Raw genomic sequence first — 21,102 nt, 5'->3', positions numbered from 1 at the left:
CGCGCGTCCACAGTCGGGGCCAGGCCGTGGTCTGCGCCGAGGAATCCGGTGGTGCGACGTGCGAGCACCGGCCCACGATGACCTCATGATCGTGCCCGACGGTGCGCCCGACGTCGTCGAGGTCGCGTGCGACGAGTCCGGGTACTCCGGGACCAACCTGCTGGACCCGGCGTCGCCGGTGATCGTGCACGCGGGCGTCGACCTCTCCCTGGACGAGGCGGCGGCCGTGCTCGGCACGCTGCGGTCGCGGTTCAACCACCGCCGGACGGCGGAGCACAAGGCGCACCTGCTGCTGCGGCCGGGCCAGCCCGAGGCGGTGGCGTGGTTCCGGGCGGAGCTGGAGGGTCGGTCGACGGTGCACGTCGTCGACAAGCGTGCCTACGTGGCGGGCCGGGTGCTCGACCTGCTCTCCGGCGGGCCGTCGTACCTCGACGGGACGCGCCTCGGGCGCGACCACGGGCGGGCGGCGGCCGTCCTGCACGGCCGGGCCGACGTCCTGGAGGCGTTCGTCGCGATGACGCACCTCAAACACCGCCGTCGGCCGGAACCCGCCGCGATCGACCGGTTCCTCGAGCTGGTCCCGGGCCTGGTGGCCGGCGGGGTGCCGGAGCTGGCGGGCCTCTCCCGCGGGGACGTGGTCGCCGTCCTGGACCGCCTGCTCGACGGCGACCCGGCGGTGCCTCCGCCGCTCGAGCCGCTGGTGCCCGCGCTCGCCGAGACCGTCCTGCGGTGGAGCGCCGGCCGCCGGTCGGTCGCCGTCGTGCACGACGAGCAGAGCGCGCTCACCCCGCACCGTACCGCCGTCCTGGCCGCGAGCCTCGCCGTCGCTGTCGCGCCCGCCGTGCCGCCGCTGGTGGGCGTGCGGCAGGTCGACTCCCGCGACGACCCGCGGGTGCAGGTGGCGGACCTGCTGGCGGGGCTGGCGCGCCGATCCGCGCTGTCGACCCCCTGACGCGCTGCCTCTGTCAACCCCTGGCGAATCGTTGCCCGGGTGAAATTGGGGGTTGCGCTCCGGGAAACCGGTCCCCTACGGTCAAGAAACCGGTTGCTGTGATCTGTTCGTGACCAACGAGGGTCGGCAGCGGTCGTCCGCACCGCGCGGAGCGGCCCCAGCACCGGGCGGCAAGTCCCGCGTTCGACGACGAAGGTGAGGCAGCACGATGAGACGGCAAGCAGCGCGACGCATCCTCGCGGCGGGGGTGACGACGTCCCTGGCCGCCGCGATCGGAGTGACCGCTCTGGCTCTCCCCGGCGCCCAGGCAGCGACAGGGAGCCCCACAGGGTTCGCCACCGAGAACGGCGGCACGACGGGCGGTGCGGGCGGCGACGTCGTCCGGGCCACCACGGGCACCGAGATCCACGAGGCCCTGTGCGGCCGGGCGGCCGACGACACCCCGATCACGATCGAGGTCGAGGGCACCATCAACCACGGCAACACCAGCAAGGTGTCCGGGGACTCCTGCAACACGGCCGACGACAAGATCGAGCTCAAGGAGGTCAGCAACATCACGATCGTCGGCGTCGGCGACGGCGCCACGTTCGACCAGCTCGGCATCCACCTCCGGGCGGCCAGCAACATCATCATCCAGAACGTCACGGTGAAGAACGTCAAGAAGTCCGGCTCCCCGACGTCGAACGGCGGTGACGCCATCGGCATGGAGTCCGGCGTCTCGAACGTGTGGGTGGACCACGTGACGCTCGAGGCGTCCGGCGGCGAGTCCGACGGCTACGACGGCCTCTTCGACATGAAGGGCGACACGAAGTACGTGACGCTCTCCTACAGCGAGCTGCGCAACTCCGGGCGCGGCGGCCTCGTCGGCTCCGGCGACAGCGACCTGGAGAACGGCCCGGTCACCTACCACCACAACCTCTACGAGAACATCGACTCGCGCCTGCCCCTGCTGCGGGGCGCGACGGCGCACATCTACGACAACCACTACGTCGACATCCACGAGTCCGGCATCAACGCCCGCGCGGGCGGCGAGGCGAAGGTCGAGAACAACTACTTCCAGGACTCGAAGGACGTGCTCGGCACGTTCTACACCGACCTGCCGGGGTACTGGGACGTCGCCGGCAACACGTTCGACAACGTCACCTGGTCGGAGCCGGGCGAGGACAACAACCCCGCCGGCCCGGACCCGGAGTCCACGACGTCGGTCAGCATCCCCTACGACTACTCGCTCGACGACGCGGCCTGCGTGCCGGACATCGTCGCCGCGACGGCGGGTGCGGACAAGGGGCTGAAGGTCTCCGACGGCTCGTGCGGGACGCAGTCGCCGGCGCCGACCGACGACCCGACCACCGACCCGACGGACGACCCGACCGACGAGCCGACCACGGCGCCCACGGACGAGCCGACCGACGCGCCCGCGGGCGCGCCGGAGCCCGGTGAGGGCGCGATCTTCGCGTCCCCCGAGGGCTCGGACGACGCCGCCGGCACCGAGGCCGACCCGACGACGCTCCCGGCGGCGGTCGCCGCCGTCGAGCCCGGCGGGCAGATCTTCCTGCGCGGTGGGCAGTACGACCTCGCGGACACGGTGACGATCGAGCCGGGCAACGACGGCACGTCGTCGGCCCGCACGGTGCTCGCCGCCTACCCGGGCGAGGAGCCGGTGCTGGACTTCTCCGCGCAGGCGGAGGACTCCGCCAACCGTGGCCTCGCCATCGGCGGCAACTTCTGGCACGTGTACGGCATCACCGTGCAGAACGCCGGCGACAACGGCATCCTGCTCGGCGGCGACGACAACGTCATCGAGCGCGTCGTGACCCGCGGCAACGCCGACACGGGCCTGCAGATCGCCCGGCTCGTGGCGGGGGCGCCGAAGGCCGAGTGGCCGGCGAACAACCTGGTGCTCACCTCGGAGTCGTACGACAACGTCGACTCGGACGGCGAGGACGCGGACGGGTTCGCGGCCAAGCTGACGGTCGGCGAGGGCAACGTGTTCCGCGACTGCGTGTCGCACAACAACATCGACGACGGCTGGGACCTGTACGCCAAGGACGAGACCGGCCCGATCGGCGAGGTGACGATCGAGCACTCCCTGTCCTACGAGAACGGGACGCTGTCCGACGGCTCGCAGGCCGGCAGCGGTGACCGCAACGGCTTCAAGCTGGGCGGTTCCGACATCGCGGTCGACCACGTGATCAAGGACTCGTTCGCGTGGCACAACGGCCACCACGGGCTCACCTACAACAGCAACCCGGGCTCGATCACGGTGACCAACAACGTGAGCATCGGCAACGAGGAGCGCAACTTCGCGTTCGACGAGGGCTCCCACGTGTTCAGCGGGAACACCTCCTGCGACGGCGGCTCCAACGACAAGCTGTCCGGCGACGACGACGGCACCAACGCCTGGAACGGCACCGGCGACTGCGGCGCGTACGCCGGCGACCTGGACTGGTCCTTCGCCGCGGACGGCACGCTGGAGGTGACGTTCGGCTGAGCTGATCCGCCACCGACGGCGCGCGCCGCGCGCGCCGTCCCCCGACCCCGGCCGGCCCGTCGACCCCTCCGACGGGCCGGCCGGCGCGTTCCCGGACGCGGCGTCCGCCCCCCCGCGACCGGGCTCGATGGCATGCTGAGGCCCACCGGGAACGTCGAGCACAGGAGGCCGGATGCCGGGGCTGCCGTTCGTCACCGCCGAGGAGGTCCGGCGCCGGGTCGCCCCCGACCGCGCCCGCCGGCTGGTCGAGCGGGCGCTGCTCGACGGTTTCGACCCCGCCGACGACCCGGCGCGGTCGGCGGTGGACGCCGGCGCGGGGCAGCTGCTGCTCATGCCGTCGGTGCTGGGCGACTGGGCCGGGGTGAAGATCGCGACCGTGGCGCCGGGCAACCCGGCGCGCGGCCTGCCGCGCATCCAGGCGACCTACCTCCTGCTCGACGCCGCCACCCTCACCCCGCGGCTGCAGCTCGACGGGTCGGCCCTCACCGAGCTGCGCACGCCCGCGACCTCGGCCGTCGCGGCGGACCACCTCGCCCCGCCGGACGCGCGGCGGCTCGTCGTCGTCGGCGCCGGGCCGCAGGCGGTCGAGCACGCCGTGGCGATGGCGGCCGTGCGCGGGCTGGACGACGTCGCGCTCGTGGGCCGCGACCCGGGCCGCCTGGCGGGCGCCGTCGAGGCGCTGGCCGCGCGCGGCCTCCCGGCGCGCGCGGGCAGCACGGCCGACGTCGCGGACGCCGACCTCGTGGTGTGCGCGACGTCGGCGGGCGAGCCGCTCTTCGACGGCGCCCTGGTGCGCGACGGCGCGTGCGTCGTGGCCATCGGCTCGCACGAGCCCGACCGGCGCGAGCTCGACGCCGGCCTCATGGGTCGGGCGCTCGTGGTCGTCGAGGACCGCGCGACCGCGATGCGCGAGTGCGGCGACGTCGTCCTCGCCGCCCGCGAGGGAGCGCTGCGACCCGACGACCTGGTGCCCCTGGCCGACGTCGTGCGCGGGCACGCCCGGGCGACGGACCGGCCGAACGTCTTCAAGGGCTCCGGCATGGCGTGGCAGGACCTCGCCGTGGCGGTGGGCGTCGCAGAGGCGGGCGAGGTCTGAGGAGCGGCGGCGCTCAGCCCAGGCCGAGGAATTCCGCGGCCTCGGCGAGCACCTCGCCGGCCCGCGCGGTGCCGACGAACCCGTGCTCGGCGCCGGGCAGCTCGACGAGCCGGCAGGGCACGCCGTCGCGGCGGCAGGCGTCGGCGAGCTCCCGCGCCTCGGGGCGGAGCGAGTCCAGCTCGCCCACGGCGACCAGCGTCGGGGGCAGCCCGCGCGCGGACCGTTGCAGGCGCGGCGCGTCGGCGGGTTCGACGCCGGTCCATGCACGCATGGCGTACGTCGACAGCGGGCGGCCCGGCCCGCCGGGCAAGGCGTCGTCGTAGCTCTCGAGCGACAGGTCGAGGTTGGGGTTGGTGAGGAGCAGGCCCGCCACCGGGTGCGTCGTGCGGGCGGCCGCGAGGAGGGCGACGGCGCCGCCGGCGGAGTCGCCGTCGAGGTAGAGGCGGTCGACGCCCTCCCCGGCGAGCAGGTCGACGGCGGCGAGGGCGTCCGCGACGGCGTCGTCCAGCGTGGCCTCCGGCGCGAGCCGGTAGTCCACGGCGACCACGACGACGCCGAGCGCCTCGGCGGCCCGCCGGCACCAGCCGTCCTGCAGCTCGAGGTCGCCGAACAGCCCGAACCCGCCGTGCAGGAAGACGACCGCGGTGCCCGGGTGGCGGCGGTCGGGGGTGTATCGCCGCAGCGCGACGCCGGCGTGCACCGCGTCGTCCACCGTCCCGGCGAACGGGCGCCGCGGCCGGCCGACGGCGCGCTCGTGGGCGTCGCGGCGCAGCGCCGCGACGTCGGGCACCTCCGGCTCCGGGGTCACGGGACGATCCGCAGCTCGGCCATGTCCACCACGGGCCGGTAGCCGAGTCGTTCGTACAGCGCGTTGGACACCGGGTTCTCCAGGTCGGTGAACAGGCAGACACGGTTCCCGGCGTCGCGCAGCACGGTGGACACGTGCGCGACCAGCGCGCCCGCGTACCCGCGCCCCCGGTGCTCAGCCGGGGTGAAGACCGGACCGAGCCGCGCGACGTCCAGCGCGGGGCCGACGTGCCCGACCAGCGACACCGGCGCTGCGTCCACCTCCCACCACCAGAACTTTCCGGCGCCGACGCGCCGCTCGACGAGCTCCCGCCCGGGCGGCGGGATCCGCGGCGGCCCGCTCCGGCCGGCCTGACGCTCGGCGTCGGTCACGAAGTCGACGAACCAGCGGTGGGCCAGGTCCACCTCGTCGTGGCGTATCGCGCGCGGCGCGCCGTCGGGCAGGGGTGACGGCGCGACCAGCCCGCCCAGCTCGAACAGCCGGGTCGGCCGCGCGACGGCGACCCTGCCACCGGTGCGAGCGGCGACGCGCTCGAGGAACGCGCGCGCCGGCTCCTGGGCGCCGTTGGTCGCCGTGACCACCTCGCCCCGGCCCAGCAGCAGGTCGGCCAGGCCCTCCGCGAGCGGTCGCTCGGCGAGGAGGACATGCGCCTGGTGCGGCGGGGCGGGCGCCGTCCGCATCGCCACGCCCACGACCTCGCCCCCTGGGGCGCGCGCGACCGCGAACCAGCACGGGTGATCCGGACGAGGCCGCCCCTCCGCGGCCTGCTCGGCGAGGCGACGGGCCGTGTTCGCGACGATCGTCGACCGTACCGGGTCGGCCGCGAGCACACCCCCGACGGCGTCGAGGAAGGCCTGCGCGTCCTCGGTGAGCTGCCACGTCGGGACCTCTCGTTCCCCCGGCGTCAGGACGGTCATCCGCGCAGGTTAGCGCCTGGCCCATCGGCCCGCGGAGTCGTGCGCCTAGCATCGGTGCGTGCCTGCTTCTGCCCGACCGGACGCCCTCCCGCCGGCCGACCAGCGCGCCGTGCTGCGGTTCGTCGGCCCCGACGGCGACCCGGGCGAGCTGCCGCGCACGCCCGAGCCGTTCCTGGTCCCGGCCGCGTCAGGGCGGAAGCTCGCCGGGCAGGCGCTGCTGCTGCTCGTCGTCTCGGTGGCGGCGGTGTGGCTCGTGACCGTCCGGGCCTGGGACGACGAGGCCTTCTTCCCCTGGTTCTGGAACCCGCTGTGGACGGTCTTCCCCTGGCTCTTCCTCGCGCCCGCGTGGTGGGGGTGGTGGCGGGCCGTGCGTCCCACCGCACGCATGCGGGCGTCCGAGGAGGCCGCCCACTACGCGCGGTGGTCCCGCCACCTGCAGGTGGCCGTCGCGGGCGAGGCGGTCGTCCTCGACGTCGCGCACCGCGAGGGCGACGACGGCCGGGTGTCCGCGTGCACCGTCGGCGTCGAGGTCGGGCCGCTCACCATCGTGCCCGCCACGGTGCTGGGCGCCGACGGGTTGTCGCCCGCCGAGCTGCCGCGCGTCGGCGACCGGCTGGCCGCCTGGCGGCTGCCCGGGGAGCGCACCGTCGTCCAGGCGCGCCGCTCCACGGCCCCGCCGCCGGCCCCCGACGCCCGCGGCGGTCACCGCGGGCGACGCCGGATGGTGTGCGGCGACGGACCGCGGTGGCGCCCGGCGGCGACGACGATCGGCTGATCCCCGCGGCTCCGCGGTTCCGGGCGGACGTCAGACCCGCACGACGCGGGCCACGAGCCGCACGGCGACGCCGAGGAGCAGCAGCCCGAGCGCGAGCAGCGGGAGCGTCCCACCGCCGAAGCCGGTCTGCGGCAGCTCGGGCCCGGGAGACGGGGCCGGCGCGGTCGGCCGGGCGGTGTTGGTCAGCGTGACGGCGTTGAGCTGCTCGTCGTCGGCGTGGATCACGACCCAGCCGTCGTCGTCGGGCTCGAGCTCGTGGCCGTCGATCGTCCAGCGCGGCGACCCCCAGGTGGCGTCGTCCAGGGCGGGCGGGTCGGCCTCGCGGATCTCGACCGTGGTGCCCAGCGGGACGTCGCCGGACACGAACGGGTCGCCGAGCACGAGGTCACCGTGCCGCACCGGGCCGTCGTCCACGCGGTACTCGACCGGGAAGGGCGTGCCGTCCGGCAGGTCCGCGCCGTCCACCTGCTTCTCCACCCGCAGCGTGGTGGTGGGGACGGCGGAGTTGGTCACCGTGAACGCCGTGGTGCCCGTGCCCTCGTCGATCGTGACGCTGCTGCCCGGCGACCAGGTCGGGACGGCCCAGGTCCAGCCGTCGGGGAGCACGGCGTCGGACGGCGGCTCCTCCGTCACGTGCACGGTGGTGCCGACCGGGAACTCGCGGTCGGGGCCGACGGCGGCGCCGTCGGTCGGCACGGTGAGCACGCCCTCGTCGGTGCTGCCGTCCGGCAGCGTGGCCGTCCACGGGACGGCGAATCCGTCGCCGCTCACGTCGCCGGGGTCGGCGCCCTCGAGGGCCTTCGACACCTCGAACGTGCCGTGCTCCACCGTGGCCGAGTTGGTCACCGTGACCTGGGCGTTCTCGCCGTCGCCGACCGTGATCTCGGCCGGCGTGATCGTCGGGGTGCCCCAGTCCCAGCCGGGCAGGTCGGGCAGGGCCGCCTCGTCGAACGTCACGGTGGTGCCGACCGGGAACTCCAGGGGGTCGCCGTCGGTGTCCGTCGGGCCGACCGGGGTGCCGTCGGGCGACAGCCGGGTGGTGCCGCTCGTGGTGGTGCCGTCCGGGGCGGTCGCCGTCCAGCCGACGCCGAACGTCAGCCCGTCGGGCACGTCCTCGGCGGCCGGGCCGTCGAGCTCCTTCGACAGCGCGAAGGACCCGGTGGGCACGTGCCCCGCGTTCGTCACCTCGAGCGCGACGGTCTGCCCCTCCGTGAGCTCGAACTCGAAGAAGCCCTCCTCGTCCGGGTCGGTGAGCGGCTCACCGTCCACGGTGAGGACCGGGTCCTCCCAGACGACTCCCTCCCCGCCGGTCGGCGCGTCCTCGCGCACGCGGACCGTGGACCCCGCCGGGATCGGGCCCCCGTCGGGGAGGTCCGAGATCGTCACGGGCTCGCCCGGGGCGATCTCCTGGGTCCCGGACTGGCGCTCGCCCCCGGGCGGGTCGACGGTGTAGTCGATCGAGAACTGCGGCTCCGGGTCCACCGGCCCGTCGACGTCGAGCACCTTGACGACGCTGAACGACGCGGGCTGCTCCTGGGCGACCAGCAGGTTGGTGAGGCCCACGTCGACCACCTGGTCTGCCTGGTCGATGGTGAACGTGTCACCCGGGCTCCACGACGGATCGCCCCAGTCGTAGCCGTCGGGCGGGTCGGGGAGATCGGGCTCGCTCAGGGTGACCTCGGTGCCGACGGGGAACACGACCGCGTCCCCGTCGTCGTCCACCGGCCCTTGCGGCTGGAAGTTCCAGTTCCCGTTCGACTCCAGGTCGATGGTGCCGCTCGACTCGTTCCCGTCCGGGTCGACGGCGGTCCAGCCGACGGTGAAGACCTCCCCCGGGCCCGGCGGGAACGCGTCGTCGCCGCCGTCCGTGACGGTCTTGGTCACCTCGAACGTGCCGGTCTGGCGCTCCGCCGTGTTCGTCACGGTGGCGCTGACGACGCCGTCGCCGTCGGCCGTGACGGTCACCGGGTTCGGGGCCACCGACGGCGCCCCCCACTCCCAGCCGGGCACGTCGTCCGGCGCCTGCTCCTCGAACGTGACGACGGTGCCCACGGGGAACGTGCGCGTGGTGCCGTCGACCGCCGTCGGGCGCACGGGCGAGCCGTCGGCGGGCAGCTCGAGCGTCCCGGTGTCCAGCACCTCGCCGTCGGGCGACGTGGCGGTCCAGTCGACGGGGAACGTGGCGCCGTCGGGCAGGTCGCCCGCCGCGATGCCGTCGAGCTCCTTGCTCACCTCGAACGTGCCGCGCGGCTCGCCGCACGGGATCGTGCTCGCGAACAGGAACGAGTGCACCTCGCCGCCCCGCAGCGTCACGTCGCGGCCGATCACCTGGCCGTCGAGCGGCGCGGCGTCGACGGTGACGTCGGCGAACGGCGCGTAGATCGAGCCGTCGATGCGCGCGCCGGGGTTCTCGACCGTCACCTCGCCGGTCACGGCTGACAGGTCCCACAGCACGTACGGCGAGTACTGCCCCTGCGGGTCGATCCGGAGGCCCTCGACCTCGGTGGTGCCGGCGGGCACCCGGATGATCAGCGGGTTCTCCTGGCCGGGCGTGGCGCTGCCCGGCGAGAACTGCAGCAGGCTGGCGCCCGCCACGTCCTCGTAGGCCACCACGTTGGGCCGGTCGGCCGCGAGCGGGCCCAGCACCACGCGGTCGCCGTCGTCCTCCGCCACCGTCACGTGGTGCGCATCCTGGCCGTCGGGGTCGGCCAGCGCGGCGAGGCACTGCGCGCTCTCCTCGGTCGTGGCGTCCTGGTTCGCCTGGACGTAGCCGGCGACGACGTCCTGGGTGCCGCCCGTCCGCTCGGTGAAGATCGACGTGTTACTCCCCGTCGGCGGCTCCGCGTCGGCCGGGTAGGTCTGCGCCGTCGCGTCGATGAGCGGTGGGGCCGACCCCGGCTGCGAGACGCGCACCCAGCTCTCGCCGCGCGCGGACGTCTCGTACGGGCCGAGGTCGCGGTCGACCATCTTGAGCGTTCCGACGTTCTCGGGGCTGGTCGCGCCGCGGCTGGTGATGTTGACCTCGCCGACGTTGCGCGCGGTGTCCGGGTCGAAGCGCCCGATCAGCAGGCGGGTGGGGTCGCCGTCCACCGTGGGGATCGTGTAGTCCGCCGTGCCCGCGGCCACGTGGATCACCGCCCACTGCTCGGCCGTCGTCCGCGCGAGGTCGCGGCCCGCGGCGAGCGAGCCCTCGAGCTCCTGGTTGCCGACGAAGGCGTCGCGCTGCGCGTAGACCGTGAAGCCGCCCGCCGAGGTGAAGGGGTTGACGTCGCCCTCCGCCGCGGCCGCGGGAGGGGCCGTCGCCGTCTGGGCCCCCAGGCCCACGAGCCCGCCCAGGGCCAGCGCGGCGGCCAGCAGGCCGCTCGTCGTCGTGCGGCCCGCCGTCGCGCCCGTCCTTCGCATGTGTCGCCCCCCGGAGACCTCACAGACATCGCATACCTCGCGACACTCTAGGGACCTGGGCCTTGCGTCGACAGGTGGTCGCGCTCCCATCTTTCCGGCCGTGTTGAACGGCGGGCGAACGCTCGGCGAACTTCACCCCGGAAGGCCCGCGGAGCGTCCCGGCGCGACCATACTTCCGCTGTGCACGACGAGATCGCCCGCCTGGCCCGCCACGTCTCCCCCCGTCGGACGACGCGCGTCGCGTCGGTCGCGGAGCTGGCGCAGCCGGTGCTGGTGGTGGGCTCCACGCTGCCGGTCGGGCAGCTCGAGGTCATCTTCCGGCGGCCCGAGGTGGGGTCGGTCGCGGTGCAGGACGACGCCGCGCCCGAGCGCACCGGCATCGTCACCCGCGCGGGCCTGACGGCGGCGCTCACCGGGCGGCTCGGCTACGGCCGCGCCGTGCTGGAGCGGCGCCCCACCGGCGCGGTGGCGCACTGGTCGCCGCTGGTCGTCGCGCCCGGGACGGCGGTGGCCGACGTCGCGGGGCTCGCGATGGCCCGCTCCGCGGACCGGCGCTACGACGACGTCCTGGTGAGCGGCCCCTCGGCCTGGGCCGCCGCGACCACGGCCGACGTCATGCGCGCCGTCGTCGCCGAGCTCGCCGAGCGCTCCACCCACGACCCGCTGACCCGCCTGCCGGGGCGTGCCGCCACGTGGTACGCGCTGCGGCACCGCTGCGCCCTGGTGCGCGGCGGCGCGACCCGCGTCGTGCTGGTGCTGCTCGACGTGCGGGGCATGGCGAGGCTCAACGCCGACCACGGGCAGGAGGCCGGGGACGCCGTGCTGGCGGAGCTCGCGGCCCGGGTCGCGGCGGCGCTGCCCGCCGGCTGCGAGGCGGGCCGGGTGGAGGGCGACGGGTTCGCCGTCCTCGCGACGCTGCCGGCGATGGACGACATCCAGGCGGCGGCGTCCGCCGACGCGCTGCGGCAGCACGTGCTCGCGCACGTCGCCGCGCCGGGGTTCGACGGCGGGCCGGACGGCGTGGCGTGGCCGGCGCTGCACTCGGCCGCCGCCTGGTCGGTGGCCGGCGCGGCGGACGCCGACGAGCTCGTCGCCCTGGCGGAGCGGCGCCTGCGGCGCGAGCGTCGCGCGGCGGTGCTGGTCTGACGCCGCCGGCCCCGGACAGCGCCCCGGACAGCAAAGAGCCCGCGGGCTGGAGGTCGAACCTCCTGCCGTGCTGGACGAGGGCACGGCACCCGCGGGATCCGGTGGTCGCGAGGAACTCGCTACCCGTCCCGTGCGCCGACCGGTCCGACGGGTGATCAGGCCGTCAGGCCGGCAGCGCGAAACGCTTCAGGGCGCACGCGACTAGCGCGCGACCACCTCATGGGTCCGAAGAGTCTTCACTGCGTCGGATCACCTCCCTTCTCATGTGCCGACGACGCTACGCCCGCACCGCGGGGGGCGCCAAGGGTTTTCCTCAGGGTGAACTCGGTGGGTCCGGCGCAGGTCAGGCGCGCCGCAGGTGCGCCCACTCGCCGGGGTAGTCGTCGAGCCACTGGGCCAGCGACCGCGCGGGGCGGCCGACGAGCCGCCCGACGTCGTCGGAGACGTGCGCCAGCTCGCCCGCGGCGATCGCGGTGTACGACGTGACCCACCCCTCGAGCTCGAACGGCTCGGCCCCGTAGCCGGCGCGGGAGGCGTAGGCCTCCTCCTCGGTCTCCGGGTGGTAGGTGAGGTCGCGGCCGGCGGCGCGGCCGAGCGTGGCCGCCACCTCGTCGAGGGTGAGCGCCTGCGGCCCGGTGACCTCGTAGACGGCGCCGTCGTGCCGGGCGGGCCGCTCGTCGAGGATGACGGCGGTCGCGACGTCCGCCACGTCGTCGTGCGACACCGCCGCGACCCGCCCGTCCGCGGCCGGCCCCCGGATCACGCCGTCGCGCCCGACGAACGTGCTCAGCGCGTGGAAATAGAGGTTGTCGCGCAGCACCGTCCAGCGCAGCCCGGTGCGCGCGGCCACCTCGGCGAGGTGCTGCTCCGTGTGCCAGTGGTCGCGGGCGAACGTGAAGACCGCGTCGGGGGCGGCGCCCGCGAACGACGTGTACACGACCCGCTCGACGCCGGCCGCCGCCGCGGCGTCGATCATCGCGGTGTGCTGCGCGACGCGGTCGGGCGCCTCGCGCGCGCTCACCAGGAAGACCGTGCGCACGCCGGCGAACGCCGCCCGCATCGCGTCGGTGTCGTGGAACCCCTCGGCGACGGCGACCTCGCACTCCGGCAGCGCCCGCCCGTCCGACAGGCGCGGCGCGCGCGCCGGGTCGCGCACGACCAGCCGTTGCCGCGCGCCCTCCGCCGCGAGCCGGAACGCCAGCCGTGACCCGAGCCGCCCGCTCGCCCCGGTCACGGCGACCAGCCCGTCCGCCGCCCATCTCGCCATGCCTCACGGTAGGCACGACTTCGCCGGTCGGGCCCGTCGAAACCGCCGGTGGTTGAGCCTGTCGAAACCCGGTGCTGGGTCTCGACTGGCTCGACCGGCGGGCGCGGAGGTGAGAATGGCTCGGTGACCGCCACCCCGTACCGCGTGATGACCGTCTGCACCGGCAACATCTGCCGCTCCCCCATGGCCGAGATCGTGCTGCGCGACCGGCTCGATGCCGCCGGGCTCGGCGACCGTGTGGTCGTGGACTCCTCCGGCGTCAGCGACGAGGAGCAGGGCAACCCCGTGGACCGGCGCGCCCGCCGCGTGCTCGCCGCGCACGGCTACCCGACCGGCGACGGCCACCACGCTCGCCAGGTGAGCGCCGCCGACCTCGCGGACCACGACCTGCTGCTGCCCATGACGGCGCAGCACGCGCGGCGGCTGCGGCGGCTCGCCGACGGTGCCGCGGCCTCCGACGGGCTCGCCGAGATCCGCATGTACCGGTCGTTCGACCCGGCCGCGCCGGTCGTCGAGCCGGGCGGCGACGAGCACCTGCTCGACGTCGAGGACCCCTGGTACGGCGACCAGGACGGGTTCGAGACGACGCTGGCCGAGCTCGAGGCCGCCGCCGACGGAGTCGTGGCGCACGTCCGGGCGCACCTGGACTGTCGGACCCCGGGCGCCTGAAAAGCCCGGGCGGGCCGTGCCCGTGCGGTGGAAGGATCGGCCCATGACGACGTCGCTCCCCCCGCTCACCGTCCGCCGCGCCCGGGAGGACGAGTGGCGCGAGACCCGCGACCTGCGCCTGGCCGCGCTGCAGGACCCAGCGGCCCCGGTGGCGTTCCTGGAGACGCACGAGCAGGCGGCCGCGCGGCCCGACGCGTTCTGGCAGGAGCGGGCTCGCGGCAACGCCACGAGCGACACGGTGGCGGCGTTCGTGGCCGTGGACGACGACGGGCGCTGGGTGGGCACCACGACCGGCCTCGTCGAGGAGCCGGGCGCGACCGACGTCCTGGGCGGGCCGGTGGAGCAGCGGCAGGTGCACCTCGTGGGCGTCTTCCTCCGCCCCGAGCACCGCGGCGCCGGCGTCCTGGGGGCGCTGTTCGACGCCGTGCAGGGCTGGGCGCGCGGACTCGGCGTGGAGCGCGCGCGGCTGTGCGTGCACGTCGACAACCCGCGCGCGCAGGCGGCCTATCGCAAGCTGGGGTTCACGCCGTCGGGCGGGCGCTTTCTCCTGGAGCAGGGCGAGGAGCTGGAGCTGGTGCGGGCGCTGTGACCTCGGCCGTGCGCGGCCGACGCCGCGAGGGCCTGCCGCCGCCGAACGTGCGGTGCCACCACGCCGCCACCCCGGACGGCTCGGGCGCGGCGTCCGCGGGCCGGGGCGGCACGTAGGCGGCGACCCAGCGCGAGATCTCGCGCCACACGACGTCGCGCACGGCGGGGGCGGACAGCGTGACGTCGTGCATGGCGCCGTCGATGCGGACCAGCGTCACGAGGCTGCCCAGGGCGGGGACGCGGCGCGCGACGCCGCCCACCTCGAGCACCGAGTCGGTGGTCATCATCTCGGGGCTCCACCGCACGGGCGCCGTCGAGCGGGCCGAGAGCAGCACCAGCACCGGCACGTCGATGCCGAGCCCCCGGGCCACCCGCTCCTGGCCCTGGAAGACGGCCGACAGCCACGCCGGCGTGGTGCGCCAGCCCATGTCGGGGCGCCAGGCCGGGTCGATGTGCCAGGCGCCGTCGTACCGGTCGGAGACGCTGCGCACGTAGTAGCCGAGGTCGACGTTGACGAGGTGGCTGCGCGGCGCGATCGCGGCCTGGGCCCGCAGGCCCGGCTCCAGCATCCAGCGGCCCACGCTGCGCGTCTGGAACTCGAGCCACGGGCTGTTGAGCACCAGCGCGTCGGCGCGCCCGGGCCGGTGCGACACCCACAGGCTGAGCACCAGCCCGCCCGTCGAGTGGCCCATCAGCACCAGGCGGCGGCCCGACGACGCCGTCGGGCCGTGGCCGAGCGCGGCCAGCGCGGCCTCGACGTCCTCGTCGTAGGTCGCCAGCGCGGTGACGAAGCCCGGCGTCTGGTGCTCGCGCAGGCTGCGGCCGTACTTGCGCAGGTCGAGGGCGTAGAACCGGGCGCCCTGCCGCTCCCAGAACGCCGCGAGATGGGTCTGGAAGAAGTAGTCCACCCAGCCGTGCACGTACAGGACGTCGATGCCCGCGTCCGGCGCCGCGTCGTCGTCGCCCGGCTCCGGGGCCCGGCGGACGAGCGTCGCGACGACCTCTCCCTCGAAGTCCGGCTCCAGCGGCAGGGTCAGCCGCTCGAAGCCGGGCAGCACGTCGGGCTCCCACGCGCTGCTCGTGCCGGCCTGCTCCACGCCCCGAACGTAAGGAACGCGGCGCTGCCGCGCGACCCGACCGCCGGTTGAGCCTGTCGAAACCAGCGACGGGTTTCGACAGGCTCAACCAGCGACCAGCTACACCACGAGCCAGAGCAGCCAGGTGAACAGCAGGCCGAGGACGGCGATGATCGTCTCCATCACGGTCCAGGTCTTCAACGTCTGCCCGACGGTCATGCCGAAGTACTCCTTGACCAGCCAGAACCCGGCGTCGTTCACGTGCGACAGGATCAGCGACCCGGCGCCGATGGCGAGCACGACGAGCGCGAGGTGGGTGGGCGTCAGGCCCGTGGCCAGCGGTGCCGCGATGCCGGACGCCGTGACGATCGCGACCGTGGCGGACCCGGTGGCGATGCGCACGAGCACGGCGATGAGCCACCCCAGCAGCAGGATCGACAGGCTCATCGCGACCGCGGCCTTGCCGATCGCGACGCCCGTGCCGCCCTCGACGAGGACGGCCTTGAACCCGCCGCCGGCCCCGACGATCATCGTGGCGCTCGCGATGGGCTTGAGGCTCTCGGTCATCTTGGAGCCCAGGGTGCCCAGCGAGAACCCGACGCTGGTGCCGAACGTGATCATGGCGAGCAGGACCGCGATCAGCAGCGCGACCAGCGGCTCGCCGATGAACGACACGAACGGGAAGAACCACGCCTCGGGGCTGGCCCACACCTCGACGCCGGCGCGCAGCAGCATGAGGATCACGGGGCTGAGGATGGTCACCAGGGTGAGCACGAACGTGGGGTTGCGCGTCTTGACGGTGCCCGGCTCCCCGGAGCCGGACCCGGTGTCCTCGGCGACGATGCCGCCACCGCCGCCCTGCGCGCCGATCGGCACGAGCTTCGCGGCGAACCGGCCCCACACGGGCCCGGCGATGATCACGGTGGGCACGGCGATGAGCAGCCCGAGCGCCATGGTGATGCCGACGTCGGCGCCGAGGTTGCCGATGGCGGCCAGGGGGCCGGGGTGCGGCGGGACGAAGCCGTGCAGCACGGACAGGCCCGCCAGCGCCGGCATGGCCAGCAGCATCGCGGGCAGCCCGGAGCGGCGCACGGCCAGCATGATCACCGGGATCAGCAGCACCAGCCCGACCTCGAAGAACATCGGGATGCCGATGAGGAACGCGATGAGCGCCATCCGCCACGGCAGGCTGCCGGTGGAGCCGCGGAAGATCTTGTCGACGATCTCGTCCGCTCCCCCGGAGTCGGCGAGCAGCTTGCCGAGCATCGCGCCCAGCACCACCAGCACGCCGACGGTGCCCAGCACGTCGCCGACGCCGGTCTCGAACACCCCGGCGACGTCGCCGAGCGGGATGCCGGACCCGATCGCCACGAACAGCGACCCGATCGTCAGGGCGAGGAAGCCGTGCATCTTCACCGCCGTGATGAGGACGACGACGATCGCGATGCCGATGGCCGTGACCACCAGGACCTGGGTGTCGTGCTCCGACCACGGCTGGTTGATCAGCTCGAGGGTGTTGTCGTCGTCCCCCGCGGCCTGCAGCAGCATTCGCATCGGGGTGCCTCCCTGTCTCAGCGGGTGCCGCTCCCCGTGCGCCGCAGCGCGCGGCCGGGGAGGGCGTCGGTGCGAGCGCCGTCGTCCATGACGGCGACGCCGTCGACCAGGACCAGGTCGATGCCCGCGGCCTGCTGCCGGGGGTTCTCGAACGTCGCGGTGTCCTGGACGGTGTCGGGGTCGAGCAGCACGAGGTCCGCGGCGTAGCCGGGACGCACGAGGCCGCGGTCGACCAGGCGGAGCCGGGCCGCGGGGCGCCCGGTGAGGTGGTGCACGCAGTCCTCCAGCGTGAGGACGCCGAGCTCGCGCACGTACCGCGCGAGGTAGCGCGGGAACGTGCCCCACGCGCGCGGGTGCGGGCGCCCGCCCACGAGGATCGCGTCCGAGCCGCCGCAGTGCGTGCGGTGCTGCATGATGGCCCGCACGTTCTCCTCGTGGCCCACGTGCTGCAGGATCGTCGTGCCGAGGCGGTCCGCGAGCAGCTGCTCCACGAACACGTCGCCGGGCGCGCGACCCTCGTCGCGCGCGATCGCCGCGATCGTGCGCCCCACGCGGCCCTCGAGCTCCGGGTGCTGCACGCCGCTGACCTCGATGGTGTCCCACTCGGCCACGCAGCCGTGGCAGCCGTCGGTGCCGACGTGCTCCACCTCGTGCAGGATGCGCTCGCGGTCGGCGGGGTCGGCCAGCCGGGCGAGCAGCGCGTCCGGGCCGCCGGAGAACGCCCAGCTCGGCAGGATCGCGCTGAGCGTCGTCGAGCCCGGCAGGTACGGGTACGTGTCGAGGGTGACGTCGACGCCGTCGTCCAGCGCGGCGTCGACCAGCGCGAGGAGCTCGCCCGCCCGCCCCTTGTTGGGCGCGAAGTTCATCGTCGCGTGCGTGAGGTGCAGCGCGCAGCCCGTCGCGCGGGCCAGGTCGATCATCTCGGCGTACGCCTCGAGCGCGCCCTTGCCGTACGACCGGTGGTGCGGGCTGTAGTAGCCGCCGTGCGCGGCGACGACGCGCAGCAGCGCGGCGAGCTCGTCGTCGTCGGCGTACATGCCGGGCGTGTAGGTGAGGCCGCTGCTCATGCCGAGCGCGCCCTCGGCCATCCCCTGGGCGAGCAGCTCGCCCATCCGCGCGACCTCCGCGTCCGTGGCGGGGCGCTCGTCCGGCCCGACGACGAGGTGGCGCAGCGTGCCCTGCGGCACCAGGTAGGCGGCGTGGCACGCGATCCCGCGGTCCAGCCGGTCGAGGTAGCCGGCCACGGACTCCCAGTCCCAGTCGAAGTCCGGCGGGTCGTCGTTCCAGCCGGCGATCTGCGCGCGGATCGCGGTGCGGGTGCGCTCGTCCACGGGCGCGAACGACAGCCCGTCCTGGCCCAGCACCTCGAGCGTGACGCCCTGGCTCACCTTCGCCGTGTGGTCCGGGTTCGCCAGGATCTGCACGTCCGAGTGGGCGTGCATGTCGATGAACCCGGGAGTGAGCGCCCGCCCCTCCGCCTCGACGGTGCGGTGCGCGCCCGCCGCTCGGGCGTCGGAGCGGCCCGGGTCGACGGCGGTGATGCGGCCGCCCGACACGGCCACGTCGGCGACGACGCCCGGCGCGCCGGTGCCGTCCAGCACCAGCGCGTCGCGGACCAGCCAGTCGGCGGCCATGCCCGCGCCCTCAGAACCAGGTCCGCACGAGGTCGACGACCACCGGGTCCGCCCCGTCGGCGTCGTCGACCACCGGCACGAGCGTCCACTTGTCCATCGCGGTGCACGGGTGCGACAGGCCCAGCCGCAGCTCGTCGCCGATCCGCAGGTCGACGTCGTCGCCGGCGTCCCACCGCAGGAAGCCGTGCTGGTCGTTGAGCGCCGTCACCTGGACACCCGCCACCGGGGCGGGCGACTCCCCCGCCGCGCGCGGGCGGCGCAGCTGGACCTCCGGCAGGCCCTCGTCGAACGGCAGGTCGCGCTTGCCGGCGTCGAACAGCGCGAGGCCCGGCTCGGGCTGGGAGCTCACGCGGACCCAGCCGTGCATCGCGCTGCGGAACCCCGGCCCGCCGGTGCGCGGCTCCTCGCCGAGCGGCGAGATGTGGCGGTAGAAGCCGTCGTCATGCACCACGTAGGCGCCGCTGCGCAGGACGACGCGCGCGCCCGTCGCGACCAGGGGCGACAGCACCTCGTCGACGACGTCGAAGTAGGCGCTGCCGCCCGCCGTCACGACCGGCGCCTCCACCTCGTAGCGCCCGTCGGCCGCGAGGCGCTCGTGCACCTCGACCATGTCGCGCAGGTAGCCGCGCACCACGTCCCGGCTGTGGGCGTCCGAGTCGTGCGCGAGCGCGCCCTCGTACCCGCCGACGCCCGCGAGGCGCAGGTGCGGGGACGCCGCGACCCGCTCGGCGACGGCCAGCGCCGCCTCCAGGTCACGGGCGCCCGTGCGGCCGCCGGCGCCGCCGCGCTCGACGAGCACGTCGATCGGGGGGCGGGAGCCGGACTCGGCCACGTGCGCGGCCAGCGCGTCGTGCATGAGGTCGACCGTGGCGACGGCGTCCGCCCAGACCAGGACGCGCAGGCCGCGGTCGGCGGCGAGCTCGTCGGCGATCCAGCGCAGCGCCAGCGGCGAGATCACGCTGTTCGCGACCATCACGCGGCTCACGCCGAACTCGAGGGCGACCGCGAGCTGGAACGGGTTCGCGACCGTGATCGCCCACGCCCCGGCGTCGACCTGCTCCGCCCACAGCTGCGGCGCCATCGTCGTCTTGCCGTGCGGGGCGAGGTGGAGGCCGCGCCCGGCGCACCAGTCGGCCATCACGCGCAGGTTGGTGTCGAGGGCCGGTCGGGACAGCGTGAGCAGCGGGGTGGGGAGCTCCGACAGGCGGGGTCGGCGCTCGCGGACCTCGGCCACGGTCAGCCCCCACAGCTCCGGGGGCACGGCCTTGTGCCGCCAGTCGACGCGCTCGTCGTCCCGCGCGGCGACCTTGCCGCGGTCGATCCGACAGGTGTCCTCGGCTCCGGTACCGTCCATCGTCAGGCCCTCCTCGTTCCCCGTCGACGGTGCGACGATGCCGCACCGGTCGCAGAAATGCACGCCGGGTCCCGGGGAGGCCGGACCCACCCCGCGAAAGGACGAGCAGATGGCTGAGCAGACCTCGAGGACCGCCGTCACCACCGACCAGGCCCCCGCCCCGGCGCACACGTTCTCCCAGGGGGTGCGCGCGGGCAACCTGCTGCAGGTCTCCGGGCAGGGTCCCGTCGACCCGGCGACCAACGAGTACCTCTACCCCGGCGACGTCGCCGCGCAGACCACGCGCACGCTGCAGAACGTCGAGGCGATCGTGCGGGCGGGGGGCGGCACGATGGCGGACGTCGTCATGCTGCGCGTCTACCTCACGACGCGCGACGACTTCGCGGCCATGAACGACGCGTACGGCGCGTTCCTCGCCGAGTGCCTCGGCCCGGACGCCGTGCTGCCGTCGCGCACCACCGTGATGGTCGGCCTGCCGCGCGAGGAGATGCTCGTCGAGATCGACGCGCTCGCCTACCTGGCGTAGACCTCCGCCGGGCGGGCGAGGTCCGGCGTGGGCAGGAACGTCACCGGCACCTCCGGCACGACGTCGCGCAGCCAGTCGGCGAAGAGCGCCATCCCGGCCTGCTCGGCGGGGACGTGCCCCGCCACGACCAGCCCCTTCGGAGCACCCCGGCCGGTCGTGCCGAGGTGCGCGGCGTCGAGCGCGTACGACTGGGTCTCCCACTCGTGCGCCTCCCCCGCGACGACGGCGTCCACGTCGTCGCGGCGCAGCATCGCGCGGTTGCGCGCGAAGCCGCGGAACCCCAGGTCCAGGCCCACGCGGCGCACCGGCTGGTCCGGGTCGCCGACGTAGCGCGCGGTGCGCGCACCGAGCGCCGTCGCGACGTGCGCGGCCAGGTCCGCCAGCGTCGTCGGGGCGACGTCGCACACGGACGCTCCCTCGGCGGCGGGGTCGAGCGACCAGCCGAGCGCCCGGGCGGTGCCCTCGTCGACGCCGTCCGGCCGGCGGTCGTGCCAGGCGTCGTGCGCGCGCCACACGACGAGGCCGTGGTCGGCGACGAACGCGCGCTTCGAGGCCAGCACCGGGTCGCCCTCCGCCTCCAGGTCGGGCACCGCCGCGCCCGTGTGGTCGTAGTCCGGCGGCTCGTGCGTGACGACGACGTTCGCCCCCGCCGCCACCGCGCGCTCCAGCACGTCGAGCGTGGCCAGCGTGGTGACCGCGACGCCCCGCACCACGGACGCCGGGTCGCCGGCGACGATCCCGTCGACCGTCGTCGGTCGCGGGGGCACGGCCAGCGCCGCGGCCGCGCGGGCGACCAGGCAGGCGGCGGTGAGGGTCGGGTCGCTGAGGCTCGTCACGGCACCACCGT

17 protein-coding genes are annotated in these 21,102 nt (G+C 75.1%); 8 read left to right on the top strand and 9 right to left on the bottom strand.

The window, feature by feature from the left end; translation table 11 throughout:
- Nucleotides 1-85 precede the first annotated feature (85 nt).
- The 3 genes from AAG589_RS18675 (at nt 86) to AAG589_RS18665 (ending at nt 4,539) form a co-directional block, all read left to right on the top strand.
- Nucleotides 86-952, top strand: coding sequence for a DUF3800 domain-containing protein (locus AAG589_RS18675; protein WP_430568800.1), 867 nt, complete (start codon nt 86-88; stop codon nt 950-952).
- 208 nt (nt 953-1,160) lie between these two features.
- Nucleotides 1,161-3,443 carry a pectate lyase family protein gene (locus tag AAG589_RS18670; protein WP_430568799.1) on the top strand — a complete coding sequence of 761 codons (2,283 nt, stop codon included), beginning with the start codon at nt 1,161-1,163 and terminating at the stop codon, nt 3,441-3,443.
- Nucleotides 3,444-3,615: 172 nt separating this feature from the next.
- A complete protein-coding gene (locus AAG589_RS18665) occupies nt 3,616-4,539 on the top strand; it encodes an ornithine cyclodeaminase family protein (RefSeq protein WP_430568798.1) in 924 nt (307 codons plus the stop codon).
- 13 nt (nt 4,540-4,552) lie between these two features.
- Here the strand turns inward: AAG589_RS18665 and AAG589_RS18660 are convergent, their stop codons facing one another.
- Nucleotides 4,553-5,347 carry an alpha/beta hydrolase fold domain-containing protein gene (locus AAG589_RS18660; RefSeq protein WP_430568797.1) on the bottom strand — a complete coding sequence of 265 codons (795 nt, stop codon included), beginning with the start codon at nt 5,345-5,347 and terminating at the stop codon, nt 4,553-4,555.
- Nucleotides 5,344-6,264, bottom strand: coding sequence for a GNAT family N-acetyltransferase (locus tag AAG589_RS18655; RefSeq protein WP_430568796.1), 921 nt, complete (start codon nt 6,262-6,264; stop codon nt 5,344-5,346). The genes AAG589_RS18660 and AAG589_RS18655 overlap by 4 nt, the downstream gene beginning before the upstream one ends.
- A gap of 58 nt (nt 6,265-6,322) precedes the next feature.
- Here AAG589_RS18655 and AAG589_RS18650 point away from each other — a divergent pair, with 58 nt between their 5' ends.
- The gene (locus AAG589_RS18650) at nt 6,323-7,039 is read left to right on the top strand and encodes a hypothetical protein (protein ID WP_430568795.1); all 717 of its coding nucleotides are present in this window, start codon (nt 6,323-6,325) and stop codon (nt 7,037-7,039) included.
- Nucleotides 7,040-7,069: 30 nt separating this feature from the next.
- Here AAG589_RS18650 and AAG589_RS18645 read toward each other — a convergent pair whose 3' ends face one another.
- Nucleotides 7,070-10,441, bottom strand: coding sequence for a DUF5979 domain-containing protein (locus AAG589_RS18645; RefSeq protein ID WP_430568794.1), 3,372 nt, complete (start codon nt 10,439-10,441; stop codon nt 7,070-7,072).
- 180 nt (nt 10,442-10,621) lie between these two features.
- Here AAG589_RS18645 and AAG589_RS18640 point away from each other — a divergent pair, with 180 nt between their 5' ends.
- Nucleotides 10,622-11,587 (top strand): GGDEF domain-containing protein, encoded by a 966-nt coding sequence (locus tag AAG589_RS18640; RefSeq protein WP_430568793.1) that lies wholly within the window; start codon nt 10,622-10,624, stop codon nt 11,585-11,587.
- 343 nt (nt 11,588-11,930) lie between these two features.
- On the opposite strand, the gene AAG589_RS18635 is transcribed toward AAG589_RS18640, so the two are convergent.
- Nucleotides 11,931-12,854, bottom strand: a complete 924-nt coding sequence (locus tag AAG589_RS18635) for an SDR family oxidoreductase (RefSeq protein WP_430568792.1) — start codon at nt 12,852-12,854, stop codon at nt 11,931-11,933.
- A 147-nt stretch (nt 12,855-13,001) separates the two neighbouring features.
- Between AAG589_RS18635 and AAG589_RS18630 the strand changes: the two genes are divergently transcribed.
- A complete protein-coding gene (locus tag AAG589_RS18630; protein ID WP_430569216.1) occupies nt 13,002-13,523 on the top strand; it encodes a low molecular weight protein-tyrosine-phosphatase in 522 nt (173 codons plus the stop codon).
- Between the two features lie 43 nt (nt 13,524-13,566).
- A complete protein-coding gene (locus AAG589_RS18625) occupies nt 13,567-14,112 on the top strand; it encodes a GNAT family N-acetyltransferase (protein WP_430568791.1) in 546 nt (181 codons plus the stop codon).
- Here AAG589_RS18625 and AAG589_RS18620 read toward each other — a convergent pair.
- The 4 genes from AAG589_RS18620 to AAG589_RS18605 all read right to left on the bottom strand — a co-directional run bounded on the left by AAG589_RS18620 (nt 14,045) and on the right by AAG589_RS18605 (nt 19,729).
- Nucleotides 14,045-15,208, bottom strand: coding sequence for an alpha/beta hydrolase (locus AAG589_RS18620; RefSeq protein WP_430568790.1), 1,164 nt, complete (start codon nt 15,206-15,208; stop codon nt 14,045-14,047). The genes AAG589_RS18625 and AAG589_RS18620 overlap by 68 nt on opposite strands.
- Before the next feature lie 99 nt (nt 15,209-15,307).
- The gene (locus AAG589_RS18615; protein ID WP_430568789.1) at nt 15,308-16,741 is read right to left on the bottom strand and encodes a GntT/GntP/DsdX family permease; all 1,434 of its coding nucleotides are present in this window, start codon (nt 16,739-16,741) and stop codon (nt 15,308-15,310) included.
- A 17-nt stretch (nt 16,742-16,758) separates the two neighbouring features.
- The gene (locus AAG589_RS18610) at nt 16,759-18,375 is read right to left on the bottom strand and encodes an N-acyl-D-amino-acid deacylase family protein (RefSeq protein ID WP_430568788.1); all 1,617 of its coding nucleotides are present in this window, start codon (nt 18,373-18,375) and stop codon (nt 16,759-16,761) included.
- Nucleotides 18,376-18,385: 10 nt separating this feature from the next.
- Nucleotides 18,386-19,729, bottom strand: a complete 1,344-nt coding sequence (locus tag AAG589_RS18605) for an amino acid deaminase (RefSeq protein ID WP_430568787.1) — start codon at nt 19,727-19,729, stop codon at nt 18,386-18,388.
- Between the two features lie 109 nt (nt 19,730-19,838).
- Between AAG589_RS18605 and AAG589_RS18600 the strand changes: the two genes are divergently transcribed.
- Nucleotides 19,839-20,255, top strand: a complete 417-nt coding sequence (locus tag AAG589_RS18600) for a RidA family protein (protein WP_430568786.1) — start codon at nt 19,839-19,841, stop codon at nt 20,253-20,255.
- Here the strand turns inward: AAG589_RS18600 and AAG589_RS18595 are convergent.
- Nucleotides 20,243-21,091: a Nif3-like dinuclear metal center hexameric protein gene (locus AAG589_RS18595; protein WP_430568785.1), complete on the bottom strand. Its 849-nt coding sequence runs from the start codon at nt 21,089-21,091 to the stop codon at nt 20,243-20,245. The genes AAG589_RS18600 and AAG589_RS18595 overlap by 13 nt on opposite strands.
- Between the last annotated feature and the right edge of the window lie 11 nt (nt 21,092-21,102).

Origin of the sequence: Isoptericola sp. F-RaC21 (assembly GCF_038593535.1) — a bacterium.
Classification (GTDB): domain Bacteria; phylum Actinomycetota; class Actinomycetes; order Actinomycetales; family Cellulomonadaceae; genus Isoptericola.
This window is presented reverse-complemented; position numbering and strand designations above follow the sequence as displayed.

Coding starts and splice junctions, on each gene's coding strand:
- AAG589_RS18675 (WP_430568800.1), top strand. CDS start 86: ATGATCGTGCCCGACGGTGCGCCCGACGTCGTCGAGGTCGCGTGCGAC.
- AAG589_RS18655 (WP_430568796.1), bottom strand. CDS start 6,264: ATGACCGTCCTGACGCCGGGGGAACGAGAGGTCCCGACGTGGCAGCTC.
- AAG589_RS18605 (WP_430568787.1), bottom strand. CDS start 19,729: ATGGACGGTACCGGAGCCGAGGACACCTGTCGGATCGACCGCGGCAAG.
- AAG589_RS18635 (WP_430568792.1), bottom strand. CDS start 12,854: ATGGCGAGATGGGCGGCGGACGGGCTGGTCGCCGTGACCGGGGCGAGC.
- AAG589_RS18625 (WP_430568791.1), top strand. CDS start 13,567: ATGACGACGTCGCTCCCCCCGCTCACCGTCCGCCGCGCCCGGGAGGAC.
- AAG589_RS18600 (WP_430568786.1), top strand. CDS start 19,839: ATGGCTGAGCAGACCTCGAGGACCGCCGTCACCACCGACCAGGCCCCC.
- AAG589_RS18665 (WP_430568798.1), top strand. CDS start 3,616: ATGCCGGGGCTGCCGTTCGTCACCGCCGAGGAGGTCCGGCGCCGGGTC.
- AAG589_RS18610 (WP_430568788.1), bottom strand. CDS start 18,375: ATGGCCGCCGACTGGCTGGTCCGCGACGCGCTGGTGCTGGACGGCACC.
- AAG589_RS18645 (WP_430568794.1), bottom strand. CDS start 10,441: ATGCGAAGGACGGGCGCGACGGCGGGCCGCACGACGACGAGCGGCCTG.
- AAG589_RS18630 (WP_430569216.1), top strand. CDS start 13,002: ATGACCGTCTGCACCGGCAACATCTGCCGCTCCCCCATGGCCGAGATC.
- AAG589_RS18670 (WP_430568799.1), top strand. CDS start 1,161: ATGAGACGGCAAGCAGCGCGACGCATCCTCGCGGCGGGGGTGACGACG.
- AAG589_RS18615 (WP_430568789.1), bottom strand. CDS start 16,741: ATGCGAATGCTGCTGCAGGCCGCGGGGGACGACGACAACACCCTCGAG.